The sequence below is a fragment of the Microcoleus sp. AT3-D2 genome, from assembly GCF_036705715.1.
Taxonomy (GTDB): domain Bacteria; phylum Cyanobacteriota; class Cyanobacteriia; order Cyanobacteriales; family Microcoleaceae; genus Microcoleus.
On record NZ_JAUBVE010000008.1, the window covers coordinates 89211 to 107487 of the forward strand.

At 47.7% G+C, this 18277-nt stretch carries 18 protein-coding genes; 9 read left to right on the top strand and 9 right to left on the bottom strand.

What is annotated here, in order from left to right; translation table 11 throughout:
* Window positions 1-12: 12 nt before the first annotated feature.
* The 4 genes from QUB44_RS05630 to QUB44_RS05645 form a co-directional block, all read right to left on the bottom strand.
* The gene (locus QUB44_RS05630) at window positions 13-1236 is read right to left on the bottom strand and encodes a COP23 domain-containing protein (RefSeq protein WP_333364187.1); all 1224 of its coding nucleotides are present in this window, start codon (window positions 1234-1236) and stop codon (window positions 13-15) included.
* A complete protein-coding gene (locus tag QUB44_RS05635) occupies window positions 1233-1511 on the bottom strand; it encodes a hypothetical protein (protein ID WP_333364191.1) in 279 nt (92 codons plus the stop codon). The genes QUB44_RS05630 and QUB44_RS05635 overlap by 4 nt, the downstream gene beginning before the upstream one ends.
* Before the next feature lie 82 nt (window positions 1512-1593).
* A complete protein-coding gene (locus QUB44_RS05640) occupies window positions 1594-1890 on the bottom strand; it encodes a hypothetical protein (RefSeq protein WP_333364193.1) in 297 nt (98 codons plus the stop codon).
* Window positions 1891-2008: 118 nt separating this feature from the next.
* Complete coding sequence (locus QUB44_RS05645; RefSeq protein WP_333364196.1) at window positions 2009-2617, bottom strand: COP23 domain-containing protein; 609 nt, start codon at window positions 2615-2617, stop codon at window positions 2009-2011.
* Between the two features lie 681 nt (window positions 2618-3298).
* Between QUB44_RS05645 and QUB44_RS05650 the strand changes: the two genes are divergently transcribed.
* From QUB44_RS05650 to QUB44_RS05660, 3 genes are all read left to right on the top strand, one after another.
* The gene (locus tag QUB44_RS05650) at window positions 3299-3904 is read left to right on the top strand and encodes a hypothetical protein (protein WP_333364199.1); all 606 of its coding nucleotides are present in this window, start codon (window positions 3299-3301) and stop codon (window positions 3902-3904) included.
* A gap of 138 nt (window positions 3905-4042) precedes the next feature.
* Window positions 4043-5419 (top strand): cytochrome P450, encoded by a 1377-nt coding sequence (locus tag QUB44_RS05655; RefSeq protein ID WP_333163199.1) that lies wholly within the window; start codon window positions 4043-4045, stop codon window positions 5417-5419.
* Complete coding sequence (locus tag QUB44_RS05660) at window positions 5409-5534, top strand: hypothetical protein (protein ID WP_333163201.1); 126 nt, start codon at window positions 5409-5411, stop codon at window positions 5532-5534. Before QUB44_RS05655 ends, QUB44_RS05660 begins: the two co-directional genes overlap by 11 nt.
* 424 nt (window positions 5535-5958) lie before the next feature.
* Here QUB44_RS05660 and QUB44_RS05665 read toward each other — a convergent pair whose 3' ends face one another.
* Window positions 5959-6246, bottom strand: a complete 288-nt coding sequence (locus QUB44_RS05665) for a hypothetical protein (RefSeq protein ID WP_333163203.1) — start codon at window positions 6244-6246, stop codon at window positions 5959-5961.
* 493 nt (window positions 6247-6739) lie between these two features.
* Here QUB44_RS05665 and QUB44_RS05670 point away from each other — a divergent pair, with 493 nt between their 5' ends.
* The 3 genes from QUB44_RS05670 (at window position 6740) to QUB44_RS05680 (ending at window position 9146) form a co-directional block, all read left to right on the top strand.
* Window positions 6740-7000 (top strand): MoaD/ThiS family protein, encoded by a 261-nt coding sequence (locus QUB44_RS05670; protein WP_333364202.1) that lies wholly within the window; start codon window positions 6740-6742, stop codon window positions 6998-7000.
* Window positions 7001-7379: 379 nt separating this feature from the next.
* Window positions 7380-8678: a threonine synthase gene (gene thrC / locus QUB44_RS05675; protein WP_333364205.1), complete on the top strand. Its 1299-nt coding sequence runs from the start codon at window positions 7380-7382 to the stop codon at window positions 8676-8678.
* A 192-nt stretch (window positions 8679-8870) separates the two neighbouring features.
* The gene (locus QUB44_RS05680; RefSeq protein ID WP_194061074.1) at window positions 8871-9146 is read left to right on the top strand and encodes a MoaD/ThiS family protein; all 276 of its coding nucleotides are present in this window, start codon (window positions 8871-8873) and stop codon (window positions 9144-9146) included.
* A gap of 309 nt (window positions 9147-9455) precedes the next feature.
* Here the strand turns inward: QUB44_RS05680 and QUB44_RS05685 are convergent, their stop codons facing one another.
* The 4 genes from QUB44_RS05685 to QUB44_RS05700 form a co-directional block, all read right to left on the bottom strand.
* Window positions 9456-11333 (bottom strand): ribonuclease J, encoded by a 1878-nt coding sequence (locus tag QUB44_RS05685; protein ID WP_333364208.1) that lies wholly within the window; start codon window positions 11331-11333, stop codon window positions 9456-9458.
* Between the two features lie 370 nt (window positions 11334-11703).
* A complete protein-coding gene (gene dapA / locus QUB44_RS05690) occupies window positions 11704-12627 on the bottom strand; it encodes a 4-hydroxy-tetrahydrodipicolinate synthase (protein ID WP_333364211.1) in 924 nt (307 codons plus the stop codon).
* A gap of 112 nt (window positions 12628-12739) precedes the next feature.
* Window positions 12740-13783, bottom strand: a complete 1044-nt coding sequence (locus QUB44_RS05695) for an aspartate-semialdehyde dehydrogenase (protein WP_333364213.1) — start codon at window positions 13781-13783, stop codon at window positions 12740-12742.
* A 96-nt stretch (window positions 13784-13879) separates the two neighbouring features.
* Window positions 13880-14092, bottom strand: a complete 213-nt coding sequence (locus QUB44_RS05700; protein ID WP_333364216.1) for a hypothetical protein — start codon at window positions 14090-14092, stop codon at window positions 13880-13882.
* 254 nt (window positions 14093-14346) lie between these two features.
* Between QUB44_RS05700 and tig the strand changes: the two genes are divergently transcribed.
* From tig to clpX, 3 genes are all read left to right on the top strand, one after another.
* Window positions 14347-15762: a trigger factor gene (tig, locus tag QUB44_RS05705; protein WP_333364218.1), complete on the top strand. Its 1416-nt coding sequence runs from the start codon at window positions 14347-14349 to the stop codon at window positions 15760-15762.
* Window positions 15763-16110: 348 nt separating this feature from the next.
* Window positions 16111-16800, top strand: coding sequence for an ATP-dependent Clp endopeptidase proteolytic subunit ClpP (gene clpP / locus QUB44_RS05710; RefSeq protein WP_333041644.1), 690 nt, complete (start codon window positions 16111-16113; stop codon window positions 16798-16800).
* 9 nt (window positions 16801-16809) lie between these two features.
* Entirely contained in the window at window positions 16810-18153 is a 1344-nt protein-coding gene (gene clpX / locus QUB44_RS05715) for an ATP-dependent protease ATP-binding subunit ClpX (protein WP_333103398.1), read from the top strand.
* The last annotated feature ends 124 nt before the right edge of the window (window positions 18154-18277 follow it).

An 18277-nucleotide genomic window follows, 5' to 3' on the forward strand; every position in this document is an offset into this window, starting at 1 on the left:
CAAAGCCCAAATCTAAAATTGTTCCAGCCGTTCCCGGACATCGATATACAGCACAGTACCGCTTTCAGAAAGAGAAGGCACAGCCTTTTGATTCCCCAGCCAAACAAAAAAACTGCTCAGTGCAGGAGTCGGATCTTGATCGCGGCGCAGCGTGTAGATCAAGCCTTCGCAAGGCCCATTAACGCGGCTACTCGTGCAAATCGCTTTCTGGTTATTTACAATACCCACAGTCACATAATTTAGCTGTTTATTTCGGTTATAATTCTCAAGGCGCTGAGTCACTTGTTGGCAGCGAGTTAGAGGATCGTAGCCCGAACTAGAAAAGAAATTAGAATTCCAGCGAATCCAAGGCTCCCTGAACCCTTGCGGATTTTGATACACAGTCACCGGTTCGCCCGTCGAGGTATCGCACACAAATCCTCCATAACCCAGACTCGGCTGGTTTTGACCGAAAGCGCTGCTGATAGAAAGATTGCTGAGAATATCAAAGCCGTTACGCTTGTTTTGTGAAAGCAACTCCCTAAAAGCATCGATCGGGATTGCTGCATTCAACCCCGTTTTAATCTCCTCAATCTGACCGTTCCACTGACTCCTAATTGTGCCAACAGTATCCCCCTGGCCGTGAATTCCTACCACCCTGCCATCAGCATCAAATACAGGCCCGCCGCTCATCCCGCGCCTGGTTACAGCTTGGTAGCGCAGACGATACCCTGATGAGGCGCTGCCCAAGCGAGAAGAGATGATACCAGCAGTAAACTCAAGTTTTCGTTCAAATCCCGAAATTGGCAGCGGATAGCCAGAAACGTAAATAGCAGAACCGACAACAGCACGTTCTGACTCGCCTATTGGTGCTACTGGATACTGTTCTCGGCTCTGAAACTGTATCAAAGCCAAGTCTATATCCCGGTCATTTTTCGGTAGGCGCTGTATTCTAATCGCAGCATAATCCTTCTCTAAATGAGTGCGAATGCTGTATTTTTGAGCGAGGCTTGCCACCACATGATTAGCTGTCAAAACAGTGTAAATATTACCCTGTTTGGCAATAATTACTCCCGATCCGCTAGCAAAAAACCCCAGCGTATTGTTGACTTCCACAGTTGTCAATGTCGCTAGCTGGGCAATTTCTTGGGCTGTTTTGGCACAGGCAGCATATTGTTGGCTGACAAGCGCCGTCACTGTTAATGCACCTGTCAAGATGATTGTCAGCGCGTCAAACCGCAAACTCCACACATTCATCGATAACTCCCTAGATGAAACGAGGCGAACTGCAAATATATACTAATCGGAATTTCCCAACTGGATGTAACCATTTTCTCCAATAATTCCGCTGTTGGTTCACTTCCATCTTCAAAAGCATAGACGCCAAAATTTGGATCTCGATACTTGCCCCTACAGTTAATCCCCACGAAGAAACCTTTGGCATTAAAAATCGGGTCGCGACTCATACCGATTTTAACCTCATTTGTATAGCCCAAGCTATAACCTTGAGGCAAAGATTTGGGTAGCAGCACCGAAACGAAGCCAGCGTCAATCGATTGCGCGATTTTAGATTTTAGATTTTAGATTAAACAATTGAAGCATTGACCCCACGGATCAATTCGGGGGGCAAGTTTCATCGGATACAGGTTTTTTATTTCTGGACGGATGAATCACGTGGCGGGTATCCTTGATGCTTTCGGTCACCACCAAACCCCCAAACTCAGCACCCGCAGGAAAGCCGACTGCCAACACTGGCTCAGACACCGATCCTGCCTCAAGGCTTAATGGTGCTATTTTATACTCGATCGCGCTGCGAAACAGAACGATCGCCAGATCGGTATCGCCGAGCCGCCTCGGAACTCCTAGCAGTGGGTGCAGGAGGCCGTCGCCGGTGACAAGTCCGATCGCCACAACCTGCTAGTTAGTCAGCAATGTATAGGTTTGGCCCTGCTGGCGGACGATCGTCCCAGAACCAGGAGACATTCCCGTCGGGATGCGTACCGCTGTTTGACGCGCCAAATTTGCCACCTCAATCCTTGGAATTGGTGATGGGATGGAAAATTTGCCAATCTTTAAGGCTGTCCGAACGGTGGGGAAAAGGAGGCTGTTGGGCGCTATCGGCAGTGTTTTCCCCTAGCTTTTCGCTGACATCAATGTAAGGAATTTTACTGGTTTCATCAAAAGACGGCATCCCGACATATCCTTGCCGCCAAGCCAACAAATTATACAAAGAGCCGATCGGGTCTTGGCCGGGTCTGAGGGTATAAATCAAATTTTGACACCGCCCATTAACTTGATTCGCCGTGCAGATGACGTTCTGGCCGTTCATTTGGCCCGCAGTAATGTACTTAAGCATTCGTTGGCGGCGATAGATTTCGAGGCGTTGACTCACTAATTGACACCGAGTTGCCGGATCATAGCCAGAACCGGAGAAATAATCGGAAGTCCACTCAATCCAAGGCTCTACAGCACCTTGAGCGTTTTGGTACACCGTCACCGGCGCACCGGTCGAGGTACTGCACCAAAATCCACTTTCCCCCGATGCTCGCCGACCGTAACTCGGTTGAGAAGCAACCGTCAGGCCGCTGAGGGCGATCGCTGTTGCCACAAAAACTTTTGTCAATAATTGCTGTTTCATGATTTTTTCACTGTGTTTTTATGAGATTCGGCACAAAAATCACCGAATGCTGCGATAACACCCTTGACACGCCTGTTCGTTAAAGATCCGCTGACTGAGGAATTATGTGATTCGCGACTTAACCAGAAACCAGTTTTTTTTACGAAAACACTTCGTTGCAGCCCTTATGCCTGGTTAAAAAACCCGGTTTTTTTGCTCTTGATGCGTAAGTTTTGATATTGTTCGCGACTTGCACGTTCCCTCTAACCGCGATTTCGGCGCTGTTAAAAAAGCGCTCCGAAGCCGAGCTTAAAATGCGCGCGCAAGTCGGAATTCTGTCCTGATTACTACTAATCAAACTCAGGCTTTTACCAACCGGAAAGAGGCTTTTCACCTCAGACCTTGGAAGGAATCGAGTTGCAACGGTACATCACACCACTGGCAAGGTATTTGATATCACTTACGAGCTGGGTCGCAAGCTTGATCTGCTAAGACAGGTATACTGCTGGGTTACGCCCATGAGGGGTACAACCCCTTATACTTGATTTAACACTAAAATCAAGGTATTAACAAGAACTCTTAACTTGTTTTCATCTCCGTACCGCAGGAAATACTTCTAAGTGAGTGTAATCAGGGATTAAGTGCTTTCTACCACCAAAATTCACCCTCCATACACTGACGTTTAGTAGAGTATTAAAAACTATGAACCCTATCTGCAAACAGTTAGGATATTTAGGCGTTTGGTTAATTTTGATGGGCGGTAGCAGTTGTTCTAGCTCAGATGCAGCTACCTCAACCGAAAACCAGAGCCCACTCTCAGCAAGCGCCCCTCAGTTCCAACACCTACAGCTAACGGGAAATCAAATTGAGGCTCGATCGAGTCAATTAACGCAGCCTTCTAACTCTGTTACCTCAGTTTTAGGCAGTGCTGCCCTCTCAGAAAATACTGCCACCGTTACGGTTTATAAGGTAGATAATTTGTGTCAAACTCTGAAGCCGGAAACAGTTACAGGCCCAGAGAACCAGTTAATGTCATCGGCAGTTAATGAAGTGTTAAAGCAGCAGATTTTCGATAGTCTTGGTTTGGCTGGTTATCGCCTCAAGATCGATCGCGACCTCGGAATAGCTACCGTGGATCTGCGAGCCTCCGGAAATTCGCGGCAGAAATTGCAAAACCTGTCCAGTTGTCAGATGTTAGGTTTGTTCGGGGGCGTGCGCCAAACTTTAACCAGTTATGCTCCTTGGCAAATCAAAACAGTTCGTTTTACAGAGCTTGGAGAGGATATTTTGAGCACCGTTCGAGAATAAGCTATTAAAATTATTGGAGATGGGACTTACGCAATTTTCCCCTTAAAAACAAGGGTTGGGAGGGATTGAACAAACCTTCAAACCCTTTGAGATTTGTTGATGCTGCTAAGTCCTGTGACCCAAACCCTGGTAATTCCTATGACACTACCTAATGGCCCCAAAGCTCCACCCTTTGTGCAGCTAATTCAATGGATCGGCGATCCGCTGACATTCATGGATAAATGTGCCAAACAATACGGCGACATTTTCACAGCTCGAGTGAACAAGGGGAAACCATTGGTTATGATCCACCACCCGCAAGCTGTCCAGGAGATGCTCAATAGCAGCGCGTTTCACGCTCCAGGCAGCCTGAACAGCCTCCTAAAACCCTTGATGGGAGAACAATCCATGATTCTTCTCTCAGGAGAAAGGCACAAACGCCAGCGCCAATTATTGATGCCACCTTTTCACGGGGAACGGATGCGGAATTACGGCCAACTAATTTGCGATATTGCTCAAGATGTTGCCAGCAAATGGTCGGTTGATCGACCTTTTGTGGCCCGCAGCGCCATGCAGGAAGTCACCCTGCGGGTAATCTTACAAGCTGTCTTCGGCCTGGATGACGGGCCGCGGTTGGAAGAGATCAAGCCCCTACTTACCTCAGTCCTGGATATGACTGGTTCTCCGTTGCGATCGAGTATGCTGTTTTTCGGCTGGATGCAGCAAGATTGGGGTTCTTGGAGTCCTTGGGGACGCATGAAACAGCGGAAGCAGAAACTTGACGATCTGATATATGCCGAAATTGAAGAACGCAGGCTGCAACCAGACGCCAACCGCACCGACATTCTCAGCTTAATGATGGCCGCCCGCGACGAAAACGGGCAACCCATGACCAATGAAGAATTGCGCGACGAGTTGATGACGCTGCTGCTTGCAGGCCACGAAACCACAGCAACGGCCCTAGCTTGGGCGTTTTACTGGATTCACAACTCGCCCTCGGTGCGCCAGAAGTTGCTGCAAGAATTGGACAGTTTGGGGGAAAATCCCGACCCGATGGAGATTTTCCGCTTACCTTACCTGAGTGCAGTTTGTCAGGAGACGCTGCGAATTTACCCCGTGGCAATGCTGACGTTTTCGCGAGAAGTTCTCACGCCCGTGGAACTGATGGGATATCAACTTGAACCGGGCACGGTTGTCGTCGGCTCGATTTATTTGACCCACAGACGGGAGGATTTGTATCCAGAACCGCTGCAATTTAAACCTGAACGGTTTTTGGAGAGGCAATTCTCGCCTTACGAGTATTTGCCGTTTGGAGGCGGCAGCCGCCGCTGTATCGGCTTGGCGCTGGCGCAGTTGGAGATGAAACTGGTGTTGGCAACCATTTTGCGGGATTTCGACCTAGTATTGGCCGAGAAAAAGCCCGTACAGGCTAAACGCCGCGGGGTAACTTTAGGGCCAGCCGGCGGCGTGCGGATGGCCCTGCTGGGGCGGCGGATGCCACGGCAGATGCCTGAACCTGTTCTGAGTGGGGTTTAAAGTCGCAGCAGTTGCAGGTGGCGATCGAACTTTCAGCTTTGAGTGCAAACAATTTAGCGAGAATGTGCGATCGTCCGCCAATGCCACCATTTTTTGTAGCATCCGCTACAGATAAATAGCTAGAATCCTTAACCTGTAAGCCTCCCCCCTCTCAATTTTCAAATTCTCAGTCTAAAATAATAGGAGCCTTGCAAACACAGCCTGAAAGCAAAAGTGGGTGATTGCAATAGTCCTCTTGATATCTCAAAAGCCTCCCTGCCATACTTTAAAAACATATGCATACCCTGTTATTCAGCAAGGTCGGAAGCGTGTTGGCATTGCCAGCAATCTTCCGGCCTCTTTATTTTTTTGGCTACTTCAGGCATGGGGTACAAGATGCAGAAGGCAAGGCAAAAATATAAATTCTCCCCCTGTCCCCATCTGCCCCTCTCCCCAATCTAGAGCTTCTGCCTCTGAGTGAAATAGAATCCGACAGCAAGTTTAAGGAATCACTAAGGAATAATTAATAACTTGTTAAATCAGCTCCTTTTGCCCTTCTCTCAATCTTCTGTTTTCAGAAATTCCGATACCGAGACAGACTTCGGGAGACTCTCCAGATCTTGAATTTCGCTTTCGTGGGCAAAAAACTCGACTTCTTTGTCGTCAATCTGGATCTGATAGCTAGCGGTAGCTGTCACAACCCGTCGCTTTTTTTTGTCTTCTATTAAAACCCAACACACGACAGGTCTTACCCATCTCTCAACGTGCTGGCTTTGCTTGGTACTCCCAAAGGCATACCAGCCTTTAGCTTCAATAATCTGAAGCACTTTAAAATCGTTACTTGCCATATATTTCTATCGCGTTAACTTCAGTATTCTTCTTAGATAGAACGGCTAGCTTGCTAAGCATGGCAAAGGTTTGACTATCCCAAGCCACACTTTATAACCTGATTTTTTGTCAGGGAAGCGGGTTGGCAGGGCCTTGTATGCGTTGTTGCTTGCTAAATGTAGTGCGAGCTTTTTGTACTCTCCCACAATTACCGTAAAGTATCTATACCGCATCCTCAAAAATTATTCTCGCATTAGCCTCAACAGCAGCCAACTAGACCTTAGCTAGCTGCATCTAAGTGGATGCCAACTGCTTCTAACGCCTGGTTGGTGAGAGCGATCGGCATACAATATTGTTAAGACTTTTTGCTGCAATCAACTATCATCTTTACCCGATGGGGTAAAACTTAACTAGAGATTGCCGCTTTCAATTCTAAGCCTCGGCGTGCCTAATTCCTAATTAATTGTATGGTGTAGTTGATAATTGCCAAACCGTCGATCGCACTCAACCGCCGTGTCTAACTCTTCGATTACCATCACCGTTAAACTGTTCGCCGCCTTCGGTGAAGCCTACGGCGTTTCTGAACTTACATTAGAACTTCCTCCCGGAACTCCAGTGTCTCAAGTGCTCGAAAGCTCGATCGCCCAATATCCTCAATTAGAACAATGGCGCGATCGCACCCGCTTCGGCCTCAACCTGGAATTCGTCTCCCCCGACACCATCCTCCAAGACGGCGACGAAGTTGTCCTCATCCCTCCCGTCAGCGGCGGGTAGGCTAAGTTGGTCAATCAAAAATTCGAGGTTTTGTAGTTGTGTTCGATCGCACGACTGCCCAATTGTTAGCCCAAAAAAGATTTATTAAGTTTTGTAACAATTCCGTCGGCAAATCATCCTTGAGCTCGATCGGGCTCGCGTGTGGGCCTGACAATCTGGATTAAGAGCCCGATCCTGAAAACAAGTCAAATCCTTGTGGGGAGTAGGGGTTGGGCGTCCCGCCCGCCCAAATATCAAAGTTAAATACACCACTGTTTAACTGAAAAGTAACTGGAAAATTAATCCCGACTAAAAGAATCGGGTATGGTTGACGCACTAATTTGAGCGTGGTATTCTGCGAAAAGAATTAACAAACATCGCAAAACTAGAGAGTTGAGCTATGACCCAGGCGACCAGAACCCAATCCACAGCAGCAACCTTCACAGCCCTTAAGTGTAAAGAATGTGGCGAAGAGTACGAACTCCAAGCCAAGCACGTCTGCGATTGCTGTTTTGGCCCGCTTGAAGTCAAGTACGACTACGACGCCATCCGCCGCAGCGTCACTCGCCAAACCATCGCAGCCGGCCCCAACTCGATCTGGCGCTACCGCGCATTTTTACCAGTCGCTACAGATAACGTCATCGATGTCGGCACTGGGATGACTCCTCTATTAAAATCCCACCGCTTGGCGCGCCGCCTCGGTCTAAAAAATCTTTATATTAAAAACGATGCCGTCAATATGCCCACTCTCAGCTTTAAAGACAGAGTGGTGTCAGTCGCCCTCAGTAGAGCGAGAGAATTGGGTTTCACAACGGTATCCTGTGCCAGCACCGGCAATTTAGCTAACTCTACGGCTGCGATCGCCGCCCACGCCGGACTCGACTGCGTAGTGTTCATCCCCTCCGACTTAGAAGCAGGCAAAGTCCTCGGCACTCTGATTTACAATCCAACTGTCATGGCAGTTCACGGCAACTACGACCAAGTTAACCGCCTCTGTTGCGAAGTCGCCAATACACATGGCTGGGGATTTGTCAATATCAACTTGCGTCCCTACTATTCCGAAGGCTCAAAAACCCTCGGCTACGAAGTTGCCGAACAGCTAGGCTGGCAATTGCCGGATCACATCGTCGCTCCCCTCGCCTCCGGCTCTTTGTTCACAAAAATTTACAAAGGCTTTCAAGAATTCACCGAAGTCGGTTTAGTGGATGAAAAGAAAGTCAGATTCAGCGGCGCCCAAGCTGACGGCTGTTCCCCCATCGCCCAAGCATTCCGCGAAAACCGTGATTTCGTGAAACCGGTGAAACCGAATACAATTGCTAAGTCGATCGCGATCGGCAATCCAGCCGACGGTATGTACGCCTTGGAAATCGCTCGCAAAACCAACGGCAACATTGAATCCGTCAGCGACACCGAAATCATCGAAGGCATGAAACTGCTAGCAGAAACTGAAGGCATATTCACAGAAACTGCAGGTGGCACGACAATCGCAGTCTTGAAGAAACTCGTAGAAGCAGGTAAAATCAATCCCGATGAAACCACCGTCGCTTACATCACTGGCAACGGTTTGAAAACGCAGGAAGCAGTTCAAGGCTACATCGGCGAACCCATCACCCTCGAACCGAAACTAGAAGCTTTCGAGCGTGCCCTAGAACGCGCCCGCACGCTCGAACGCTTAGAATGGCAACAAGTTTCGGTTTAATAAATAGTCATTAGTCATCAGTTATTAGTCATTAGTTATTAAGCTGTTGACTACTGACTGAGGACTACTGATTAATAGTCATCAGTCATTAGTCATTAGTTATTAGTTATTAAGCTACTGACTAAGGACTACTGACTAAGGACTACTGACTAAGGACTACTGACTACTGACTAAGGACTAAGGACTAAAAAAATGACCGTCAAAGTTTTAATTCCCACTCCCCTGCAAAAATTTACCAACAATCAAGCCACTATTGAATGCGGCGGCGGCAATATTTCTGAGTTGATTGAATCCCTCGAATCAAATTGTCCCGGTATCAAAAAAAGCTTGTGCGATGAAAAGGGAGAACCCCGCAGGTTTTTGAATTTCTACGTCAATAGCGAAGATATCCGCTTTTTGGATGGCTCAAAAACTGCCCTCCAAGATGGCGATGAAGTCAGCATTGTTCCTGCTGTTGCTGGTGGCTGATTAATTTTTAACCGCAGATTGAGGCAGACGAACGCAAATGAACGCAGATAGTTATTTAAATCTATCTGCGTTCATTTGCGTTTTATGAAATCATATCATGTCCGATCGAGTGACCGCGATTAAAAGGGCGGGTTTTTGAGATTGTCAATTATTGGCAGATATTTTTCGTGAACCCGCCCCTACCGTATTAGGGGTAATCGACCGGACATAAGATCAAATGTAGGTTTGTAGCTGCGCTTGGGTACCCAAGCGCAACTACAAAACCTAAAACTCCTTTCTTGGTTCACAGCGCGTCAGAGAATTATCGCACTAGGAAGCTGCCCTTGCAGCAGTCCGGGGACGGCGCCGGCCCGTCACCTGATTGGCAGGAGATGGCGATGATGGCGATGGCGATGATTGTGATGATTGCGATGATAATAGCTTAGGTGCTTCCAGGGAACCTGGAGATACTGCTGCTTTTTCCGATCGCACTGCTTCTTCTGGAATTTGCATCAGGAATACCAACAGCGGATTGCTTTGAAGTTCCCGGCGCATCACTCGCTGAATTGCCTTTTCTATTTGCGTTTGAACTCCTACCCAGTCAACATCAACTTGTGAGTCAGCAGTGGCGGGTTTGACAAATTCTGACCAACGATCGCTCAAAACTGTTTCTATAGTTTGAGTGATTAATTTTATCACCTCCGCGCGCTCGGCTGATGTCACTACACCTTTCAAGTGAACTTCTGGTTTGGCAACTAATTTGCCTTCCCAATTCAAAGCCGCCGCTACAGTTACAACCCCATCTCCGGCTAACTGCTGACGTTCCTTGAGGACGCTAGCTTTGACCACGCCCGATCGAGAAGCATCTACCAATTCAATTCCTGAAGGCACTTGGCCAGCAACTCGCATCGAATTTTCAGTTAATTCTACGACATCGCCGTTATCAATAACCACCATATTGCTAGCGGGAATGCCCATGCTTTGAGCCGTTTTGGAGTGCTGGATCAGCATCCGGTGTTCTCCGTGAACCGGCAAGAAGAACTTGGGACGAGTCATGTTAATCATTAACTTTTGGTCTTCTTGACAACCGTGACCGGAAACGTGAATGCCTTTGTCGCGGCCGTAAACCACGTGTGCTCCCAGCATCATCAGTTTATCGATCGTGTTTACCACTGCGATCGTATTTCCCGGAATCGGATTAGCTGAGAAAATGACAGTATCGCCCTTTCTGATTTTCAGTTCGTGATGTTCGCCGTTAGCAATGCGAGTCATCGCCGCCATCGGTTCGCCTTGGGAACCTGTAGTTAAAATCAGTACCTTGTCTTCAGCCAAATTGCGGATTTCTTTCAGCGGTTTGAAAATACTATCTTCGCATTTGATGTAGCCGAGATTGCGGCAGTGAGCGATGACGTTAAGCATCGACCGGCCAACCACTCCGACATACCGATTGTTTTTCTTAGCCAAGTCCAAAACAATTTGCAATCGGTGTACCGAGGAAGCAAAAGTCGTCAGCAGCACTCTTCCCGGTGCTTGAGCGATAATTCTGTCTAAATTCGGCGCAACAGAACTTTCCGAAGCGGTAAAACCGGGAACTTCCGAGTTAGTAGAATCGCTGATCAAGCACAGCACGCCTTTCTCGCCGTACTCCGCTAGCTTTTGCAAATCAAAATGCTCGCCGTCTACAGGAGTGTGGTCAATTTTAAAGTCTCCGGTGTGGATCACAATTCCCACGGGAGTGTGAATTGCCACTGTAAAACTGTCGGCCATCGAGTGAGTGTTGCGGATGTATTCGACTAAGAAATTCTTGCCAATTCTGACAGTATCCCTGGGTCGAACCGTTCTCAATTCAGTGCGGTGAGACACTCCCGCTTCTTCGAGTTTCCCGGCTAGCAAAGCCATCGCCAAACGGGGACCGTAGATGACCGGAATTTCAAATTGTTTGAGGTGGTAAGGAATACCGCCTATGTGGTCTTCGTGACCGTGAGTCACGATCATACCTTTAATTTTGTGGCTGTTTTCCCGCAGGTAAGTCATGTCGGGAAGGACAATATTTACCCCGTGCATTCCATCTGTTGGGAACGCTAAACCGGCATCTAAAAGAATGATTTCGTCGCCGTACTCGAACACACAAGTGTTTTTACCGATTTCGTGCAGCCCGCCGAGGGGAATAACTTTTAGAGCAGATGCAGTTGTATTTTTGTTGATCATGCGTATCCTTTGTTAGTTATTTTTGTTATTGGTCTGTTAACTGTTGACTGTTGACTGTTGACTGTTGACTGTTGTCTGTCGTCTGTCGCCTACTGTCTAGACCTCTCCAATAATCCCTGTGGAACAGGCATCCTGCCTGTTCAAGACAAGCTTTTTGGGAGGCTTTTATCTGTTGTTCGTTGATGGGGGCGATTTTTTCCAAGATATTTGTGGAAAACTCCCCTACGGGGTTTTACTATCCCCTACAGTCAGTTGTCTTTTGCCTTCAGTCTTTAATCCTCAGTCTTTATTTTTTGACTGTTAGCTAATTACTAACAGTTAATTACTAATGACTAATGACTAACAACTAATGACTTATCACAACCAATATTCAGTTGTCTGAAAACTCGTTTTCGCTCGTCTTGCTAGCTGATACTGCTGCTAGCTGACTCAGTACGTCCTTTAACTTTTGAGTTACCTCAACGGGCGGATCGCACAGGGGCGGACGGGTGGAGCCTACATCCCAGCCTTGAAGTTTGAGAGCTGTCTTGACGAGAATGGGATTTGTGGTGATAAAAAGAGCTTTAAATAGGTCAAAAAGTTGCAAGTGAATCTGGGTAGCGACTTGAACTTGACCGGCCTCGAAAGCTTCGATCATCTGTTGCAGTTGCTCTCCTACCAGATGGCTGGCTACGCTAACTACACCAGATCCTCCTACCGCCAACATTGGCAAAGTTAGGGAATCATCTCCAGAATAGATGGCAAATTCAGGGGATGTCAAGCACCGAATTTGACTTGCTTGATCCAAGTTGCCACTTGCTTCTTTTACGGCCACAATATTGGGGATTTGGGCCAATCGAGCCACCGTCTCCGGCAACATATTCTGACCAGTGCGACCGGGGATGTTATATAACATTATAGGCAATTCTGGAGCAGATTGCGCGATCGCCCGAAAATGATTGTACAAACCTTCTTGCGGGGGCTTGTTGTAATAAGGAACCACCTGCAAACAGCCATCTAATCCGAGTTTAGCTGCTTTTTGGGTAGCTGCGACTGCTTCTGAAGTAGAATTCGATCCGGCTCCTGCGATTACCAACGCCTTACCGGCCACCGCCTTTTGTACCACCTGAAATAATTCGTACTCTTCATCCCAGGTCATAGTGGGAGACTCGCCAGTAGTGCCGCACACTACCAAGCTATCTGTACCGCGATCGGCTAAATGAACTGCCAATTGTTCTGCTACCGCATAGTTAACGCTGCCGTCTTCCTTAAACGGCGTAATCATTGCAGTCAGAACCCGTCCAAACTTTACCACACTTTCTCCGATTTTAGACTGTTGATTTTTGATTTTAAATTTTTGATTTCAGATGAAAGGTTTATCTAAAATCCCCAATTTCAATTTCCAAATTGCCAGGGTTCCCCCTATCCTATTTAGAAGCCGCCGCCACTTGGGTTCGCAACAAATTTTTTTGGACCAGCAACTCAGCTATCTGCACCGCATTTAAAGCCGCCCCTTTGCGGATTTGATCGCCAGACAGCCACATTTCCAACCCGCAGGGGTGAGAAATATCTTGGCGAATCCTGCCGACTAACACGTCATCCTTACCGCTGGCCTCGACAGGCATCGGGAAATAATTAGCTTGCCAGTCTTCTACCAGCTTAACCCCGCTTGCCTGCTTTAAGATTTCCCTGGCCTCGATCGCGCTAAAAGGCTCTGCAAACTCTAGATTAATCGCTTCCGAATGAGCGCGGAGTACGGGAACCCGCACACAAGTTGCCGTAATTTTAATCTCGTCCGTACCAAATATCTTCCGAGTTTCGTTTACCATTTTCATCTCTTCTTCACAATACCCCAAATCATTAATCGGGGTGTTGTGCGGAAACAAATTAAATGCTAAGGGGTAGGGAAATATATCGGTTTGGGGCGTTTCCCCCTGCAAAATTGCTCTTGCTTGAGCTTTCATTTCCTCCATTGCCCTCGCCCCCGCGCCGCTGGCAGACTGGTAAGTCGCTACAACTATGCGCTGTATCGGCCTAACTTTGTGAAGTGGCCAAACGGCAACTGCCATCAAAATAGTCGTGCAGTTGGGATTAGCAATTATACCTCGGTGAGCTGCTGCTGCTTGGGGATTGACTTCGGGAACCACTAGCGGTACGGTCGCATCCATGCGGAAAGCGCTAGAATTGTCAATTACTACTGCTCCGGCTGCTACCGCTTGCGGAGCCCATAATTTAGAAGTAGAGCCGCCGGCAGAGGCGAGCACCAGATCTACATTATCAAACGATCGCGACGACACTGCTTCGACCGGGAGCATCTCGCCGCCAAAAGGCAAAGTTGTGCCTGCTGAACGTTCCGAAGCCAGCAGCTTCAAGTTAGAAATCGGAAAACTCCGGCTGTGCAATAGTTCTAGCAACTCGGCCCCGACTGCGCCGGTGGCTCCTAAAATGGCAACTCGATAGGATTGAGACAAATTAGTTTCCTCCACAAATTAAAGTCTAAAAGATCGAAATCAAAAATTTAAATAACTGCAATTCTCAATATCAAACTTAATTAATGTTATGCGACATCAGGAGCATGAGAGGATGGCAATGGTGCAGTTAACCGAAACGGGCGATCGAACTTCCTGATTGATCCGTGCGATCGTACCCAATGCCAGTTTAGCATCTTTTGCAGATCGCCCACGCCCAATCCGCATCCGGTTAAGTTTTGCGATATATCTGCATTTTCGCAGGCGCATCCATTGACTTTGACTGGCCGCAGAGGCCGGCAAGATTGACATTACAGGGCGATATGTGCTATGGTGCATCGGCAATTAGTGGACTTAACCTCCACATTCCTAGCAGCAAAAGCTAGTATCCTCAAACCAAAACTATTTGGCAAGAGCCAAAAAAGTAGCCGGCAATGACTTACAGTCTCATCCGGTAAAGGTGTTGTAGTTGTGCCGTTACGAGTCAAAGCGTACAAAATTAAAATGCAGGCAAAGTCAGATTTGTATGTATTTTATTACACTATTGTTAAATATCAAAAAAGCCGATGAAAGTAACCCAGGAAAAACTTCCAGCTAGCCAAATTAGTCTGGAAATCGAAGTACCGTCAGAAAAGTCAAAACAAGCTTACGAGCAAGTAATTAAACAATTTGCTCGCGAGGTAAATATTCCTGGGTTCCGCAAAGGCAAAGTTCCCCGTCAAGTTTTGCTACAGCGCCTAGGCCAGACTCGTTTGAAGGCGACGGCTTTGGAAAATTTGATTAATGATTCCCTGCAAAAAGCCCTCGAACAAGAAAAAATTGCCGCAATTGGCAGTTTTGAACTTCGCACCGAGTTTGAAGAATTACTAGAGAAGTTCGATCCAGAACAGCCTCTGATTTTTTCGGCGAAAGTTGATGTACAACCCGAAGTGAAAATGGGTCAGTACACAGGTTTGCAGCTTCAAGCAGAAGAAGCTAAGTATGATGAGGCTCAGGTAGATGAGGTATTGGAAAAATATCGATCGGACAAGGCTACTTTAATCCCCGTAGAAGGCCGGCCGGCTCAGTTGGGAGACACGGCTTTGGTTGATTTCTCCGGTAGATTTGCGGAAGCACCTGAAGGCGAAACTCCCGCAGAAATTCCCGGCGGTCAAGCAGAAGACTTTCAAGTAGAATTGTCAGAAAATCAGTTTGTACCGGGCTTTATCGAAGGCATGATCGGGATGAATCCCGGAGAAACTAGAGAAGTTTCTGTGCAGTTCCCAGATGAGTATAGCAGTGAAGAACTAGCGGGAAAACCGGCAGTCTTTACGATTACCCTCAAAGAACTTAAGGAAAAAGAATTGCCGGAGCTGGATGACGACTTCGCCCAAGAAGTCAGCGAATTTGAAACTTTAGCAGAACTGCGCGAATCGCTCGAAACTCGGTTTAAAGCAGACAAAGAAAACCAGACATCAGCTAATAAGGAAAAAGCTATATCAGCAGCACTCGCGCAGCTAATAGAAGTGGAAATTCCCGAAACAATGATCGATCGCGAAATCGATTATTTGCTGAATCAACAAGCCGTCCAATTGAAAAATTACGGCATAGATATTAACCAACTGTTTACGGAAGAAAATATGGGCCCGATGCGGGAACGCTCGCGCCCGGAAGCAGTCGATCGGCTCAAGCAGACTCTAGCTCTGGCAGAAGTATCCAAGCTGGAATCCTTATCTGTGGAAGACGCAGAAGTAGCAGCAGAAGTAGCAAAAGTTAGAAAGCAGTTTCCCAAAGGAGATTTTGATCCCCAAAGGTTGCAGGAATTTGTAAGGGAAGACTTGCTCAAACAAAAAACCCTGAAATGGTTGGAAGAAAAAGGGACAATCGAACTCGTACCTGAAGGCTCTCTGACTCCCGCAGCAGAAGAATCAGAAGAATCGGACGCTCAAGATTCAGCAGAAGCAGCCACGAGCGTTGAAGTGGAAGTCGTAGGCGAAGAATAGAACTTAAATGTGTTCAAATGTCCTAATTGGGGACATGAAATCAACCGTGATTTTAACGGCGCACCTGATCCTTAACTACAAGCTCCGGGTGCGCCTGATCCTTACTAAAAGCTCGGAGTGTCCACTAGAAGCAGCGATGATTTACAAGTAGGTGTTTTAACTCATTCACCCCGCGAGCCTTGCGAGTCACTCCAGCGTTGCGCCCAGCGCAGAAAGCAATTTCAGAACTCAAAACTCCCCATTCCCCCGATATCTGTTCAGAAGAGGCATAATAGTTAAAAGCTGGCGGCTTAATTTAAAGCTTTCATCAGCAGCAGCAAATTGTCTAGAATCCTTGACTGGTGTCTTATGGTTGTATCTCAATCTTCCAATTACCTAATTACAAGCTATAACGATTTTGATGTCAGTTCCAGCCCCAGCAATGTAGTGCCGATGGTACTAGAACAGTCGGGGATGGGCGAGCGGGCCTTTGACATTTACTCGCGCTTGCTGCGGGAGCGAATTGTGTTTTTAGGAACTCCCGTAACCGACGAAGTTGCTGACTCGATAGTGGCTCAGCTATTGTATCTGGATGCCGAAGACCCAGAAAAAGATGTCCAAATGTACATTAATTCCCCCGGCGGCTCGGTGACGGCCGGCATGGCAATTTATGACACAATGCAGCAAATCCGCCCGGATGTGGTGACGATTTGTTACGGTTTGGCAGCGAGTATGGGCGCATTTCTGCTGACAGCAGGAGCCCACGGTAAGCGGATGTCTCTTCCGAGTTCCCGAATTATGATTCACCAGCCGCTTGGAGGCGCTCAAGGTCAAGCAGTTGATATTGAGATTCAAGCCAAAGAAATCCTTTATCATAAGCGTAAGCTGAATCAACTGCTAGCGCACCACACAGGCCAACCGATCGACAAATTAGAGGCTGATACAGAGCGCGACTTTTTTATGTCAGCCGAGGAAGCCAAAAATTACGGTTTGGTCGATCGAGTTATCGCTAAGGAAAACCTTCCGACGGCGGGAGAGAATGTCACTGCACTGAATTAAGAGGCTGTTATGTCTAAGTACGACTCCCATCTAAAATGTTCGTTTTGTGGCAAGTCTCAAGAGCAAGTACGCAAGTTGATCGCAGGGCCCGGGGTGTATATCTGCGACGAATGCGTAGACTTGTGCAATGAAATTTTAGATGAGGAGTTGTTTGATTCGAGTGCAGTACCCGCAGCGGCGGTGGCACCGAAGCAGGAAACAACGCAAAAGCGCCGCGCTACTTCGGGCAAAAGTATGTCGCTGAGCCAAATTCCCAAGCCGAGGGAAATTAAAAATTATCTCGACGAAAATGCGATCGGGCAAGATGAGGCGAAAAAGGTGCTCTCGGTGGCAGTTTACAACCACTACAAGCGCCTGAGCTTTATCCATGCCAAAAATAGCGGCAAGCACCCGCCGGAAGAAGTAGAACTGCAAAAATCGAATATTTTGTTAATCGGGCCGACTGGTTGCGGAAAAACTCTGCTGGCTCAGACTTTGGCGGATATGCTAGACGTACCCTTTGCGGTGGCTGACGCGACGACGCTGACGGAAGCGGGCTATGTCGGGGAAGATGTGGAAAATATTTTGCTGCGGCTGCTGCAAGTGGCAGATATGGATGTGGAAGAGGCGCAGCGTGGCATTATTTATATTGATGAAATTGACAAAATTGCCCGCAAGAGCGAAAATCCTTCGATTACGCGGGATGTGTCGGGTGAAGGGGTGCAGCAGGCGCTGTTGAAAATGCTTGAGGGGACGATCGCCAATGTACCTCCCCAAGGCGGCCGCAAGCATCCCTATCAAGACTGCATCCAAATTGATACCAGCAATATCATGTTTATTTGCGGCGGCGCTTTTGTCGGTCTAGAGAAAGTGATAGAGCAGAGAACGGGTAAAAAGTCAATGGGTTTTATTCAGCCCGGAGAAGCTCAGCCGAAGGAAAAGCGGGCTGCTGATGTACTCAAGCAACTGGAACCGGATGATTTGGTGAAGTTTGGGATGATTCCGGAGTTTATCGGGCGGGTACCGGTGGCGGCGGTGTTGGAACCGTTGGATGAGGAAACGCTGATGGCGATTTTGACTGAGCCGCGCAATGCTTTGGTTAAGCAGTATCAAAAGCTGCTGAAGATGGATAATGTGCAGTTGGACTTTAAGCCGGAGGCGATTCGGGCGATCGCCCAGGAAGCATACCGTCGCAAAACTGGAGCGCGGGCGCTGCGGGGAATTGTCGAAGAATTGATGTTGGATGTGATGTACGAGTTGCCGTCGCGCAAGGATGTCGCCCGGTGTACGATTACTAAGGAAATGGTCGAGAAGCGATCGACTGCCGAGTTATTGGTACTTCCGTCTTCGCTGCCCAAGCCAGAGTCAGCTTAAAAGTAGATATTCACAATCACTAGGTTACTCTAATTCAACCTAAAACTTTTAGGGTATTAAGAAACCTGGAAGGGCGGCGACTCTTAGCAGCGCCCCTACTACAAAAACCGGGTTCCTCGGTTTT

Coding starts and splice junctions, on each gene's coding strand:
- QUB44_RS05655 (WP_333163199.1), top strand. CDS start 4,043: ATGACACTACCTAATGGCCCCAAAGCTCCACCCTTTGTGCAGCTAATT.
- QUB44_RS05665 (WP_333163203.1), bottom strand. CDS start 6,246: ATGGCAAGTAACGATTTTAAAGTGCTTCAGATTATTGAAGCTAAAGGC.
- QUB44_RS05630 (WP_333364187.1), bottom strand. CDS start 1,236: ATGAATGTGTGGAGTTTGCGGTTTGACGCGCTGACAATCATCTTGACA.
- QUB44_RS05645 (WP_333364196.1), bottom strand. CDS start 2,617: ATGAAACAGCAATTATTGACAAAAGTTTTTGTGGCAACAGCGATCGCC.
- QUB44_RS05685 (WP_333364208.1), bottom strand. CDS start 11,333: ATGATCAACAAAAATACAACTGCATCTGCTCTAAAAGTTATTCCCCTC.
- thrC (WP_333364205.1), top strand. CDS start 7,380: ATGACCCAGGCGACCAGAACCCAATCCACAGCAGCAACCTTCACAGCC.
- clpX (WP_333103398.1), top strand. CDS start 16,810: ATGTCTAAGTACGACTCCCATCTAAAATGTTCGTTTTGTGGCAAGTCT.
- tig (WP_333364218.1), top strand. CDS start 14,347: ATGAAAGTAACCCAGGAAAAACTTCCAGCTAGCCAAATTAGTCTGGAA.
- QUB44_RS05700 (WP_333364216.1), bottom strand. CDS start 14,092: ATGTCAATCTTGCCGGCCTCTGCGGCCAGTCAAAGTCAATGGATGCGC.
- QUB44_RS05650 (WP_333364199.1), top strand. CDS start 3,299: ATGAACCCTATCTGCAAACAGTTAGGATATTTAGGCGTTTGGTTAATT.
- QUB44_RS05680 (WP_194061074.1), top strand. CDS start 8,871: ATGACCGTCAAAGTTTTAATTCCCACTCCCCTGCAAAAATTTACCAAC.
- clpP (WP_333041644.1), top strand. CDS start 16,111: ATGGTTGTATCTCAATCTTCCAATTACCTAATTACAAGCTATAACGAT.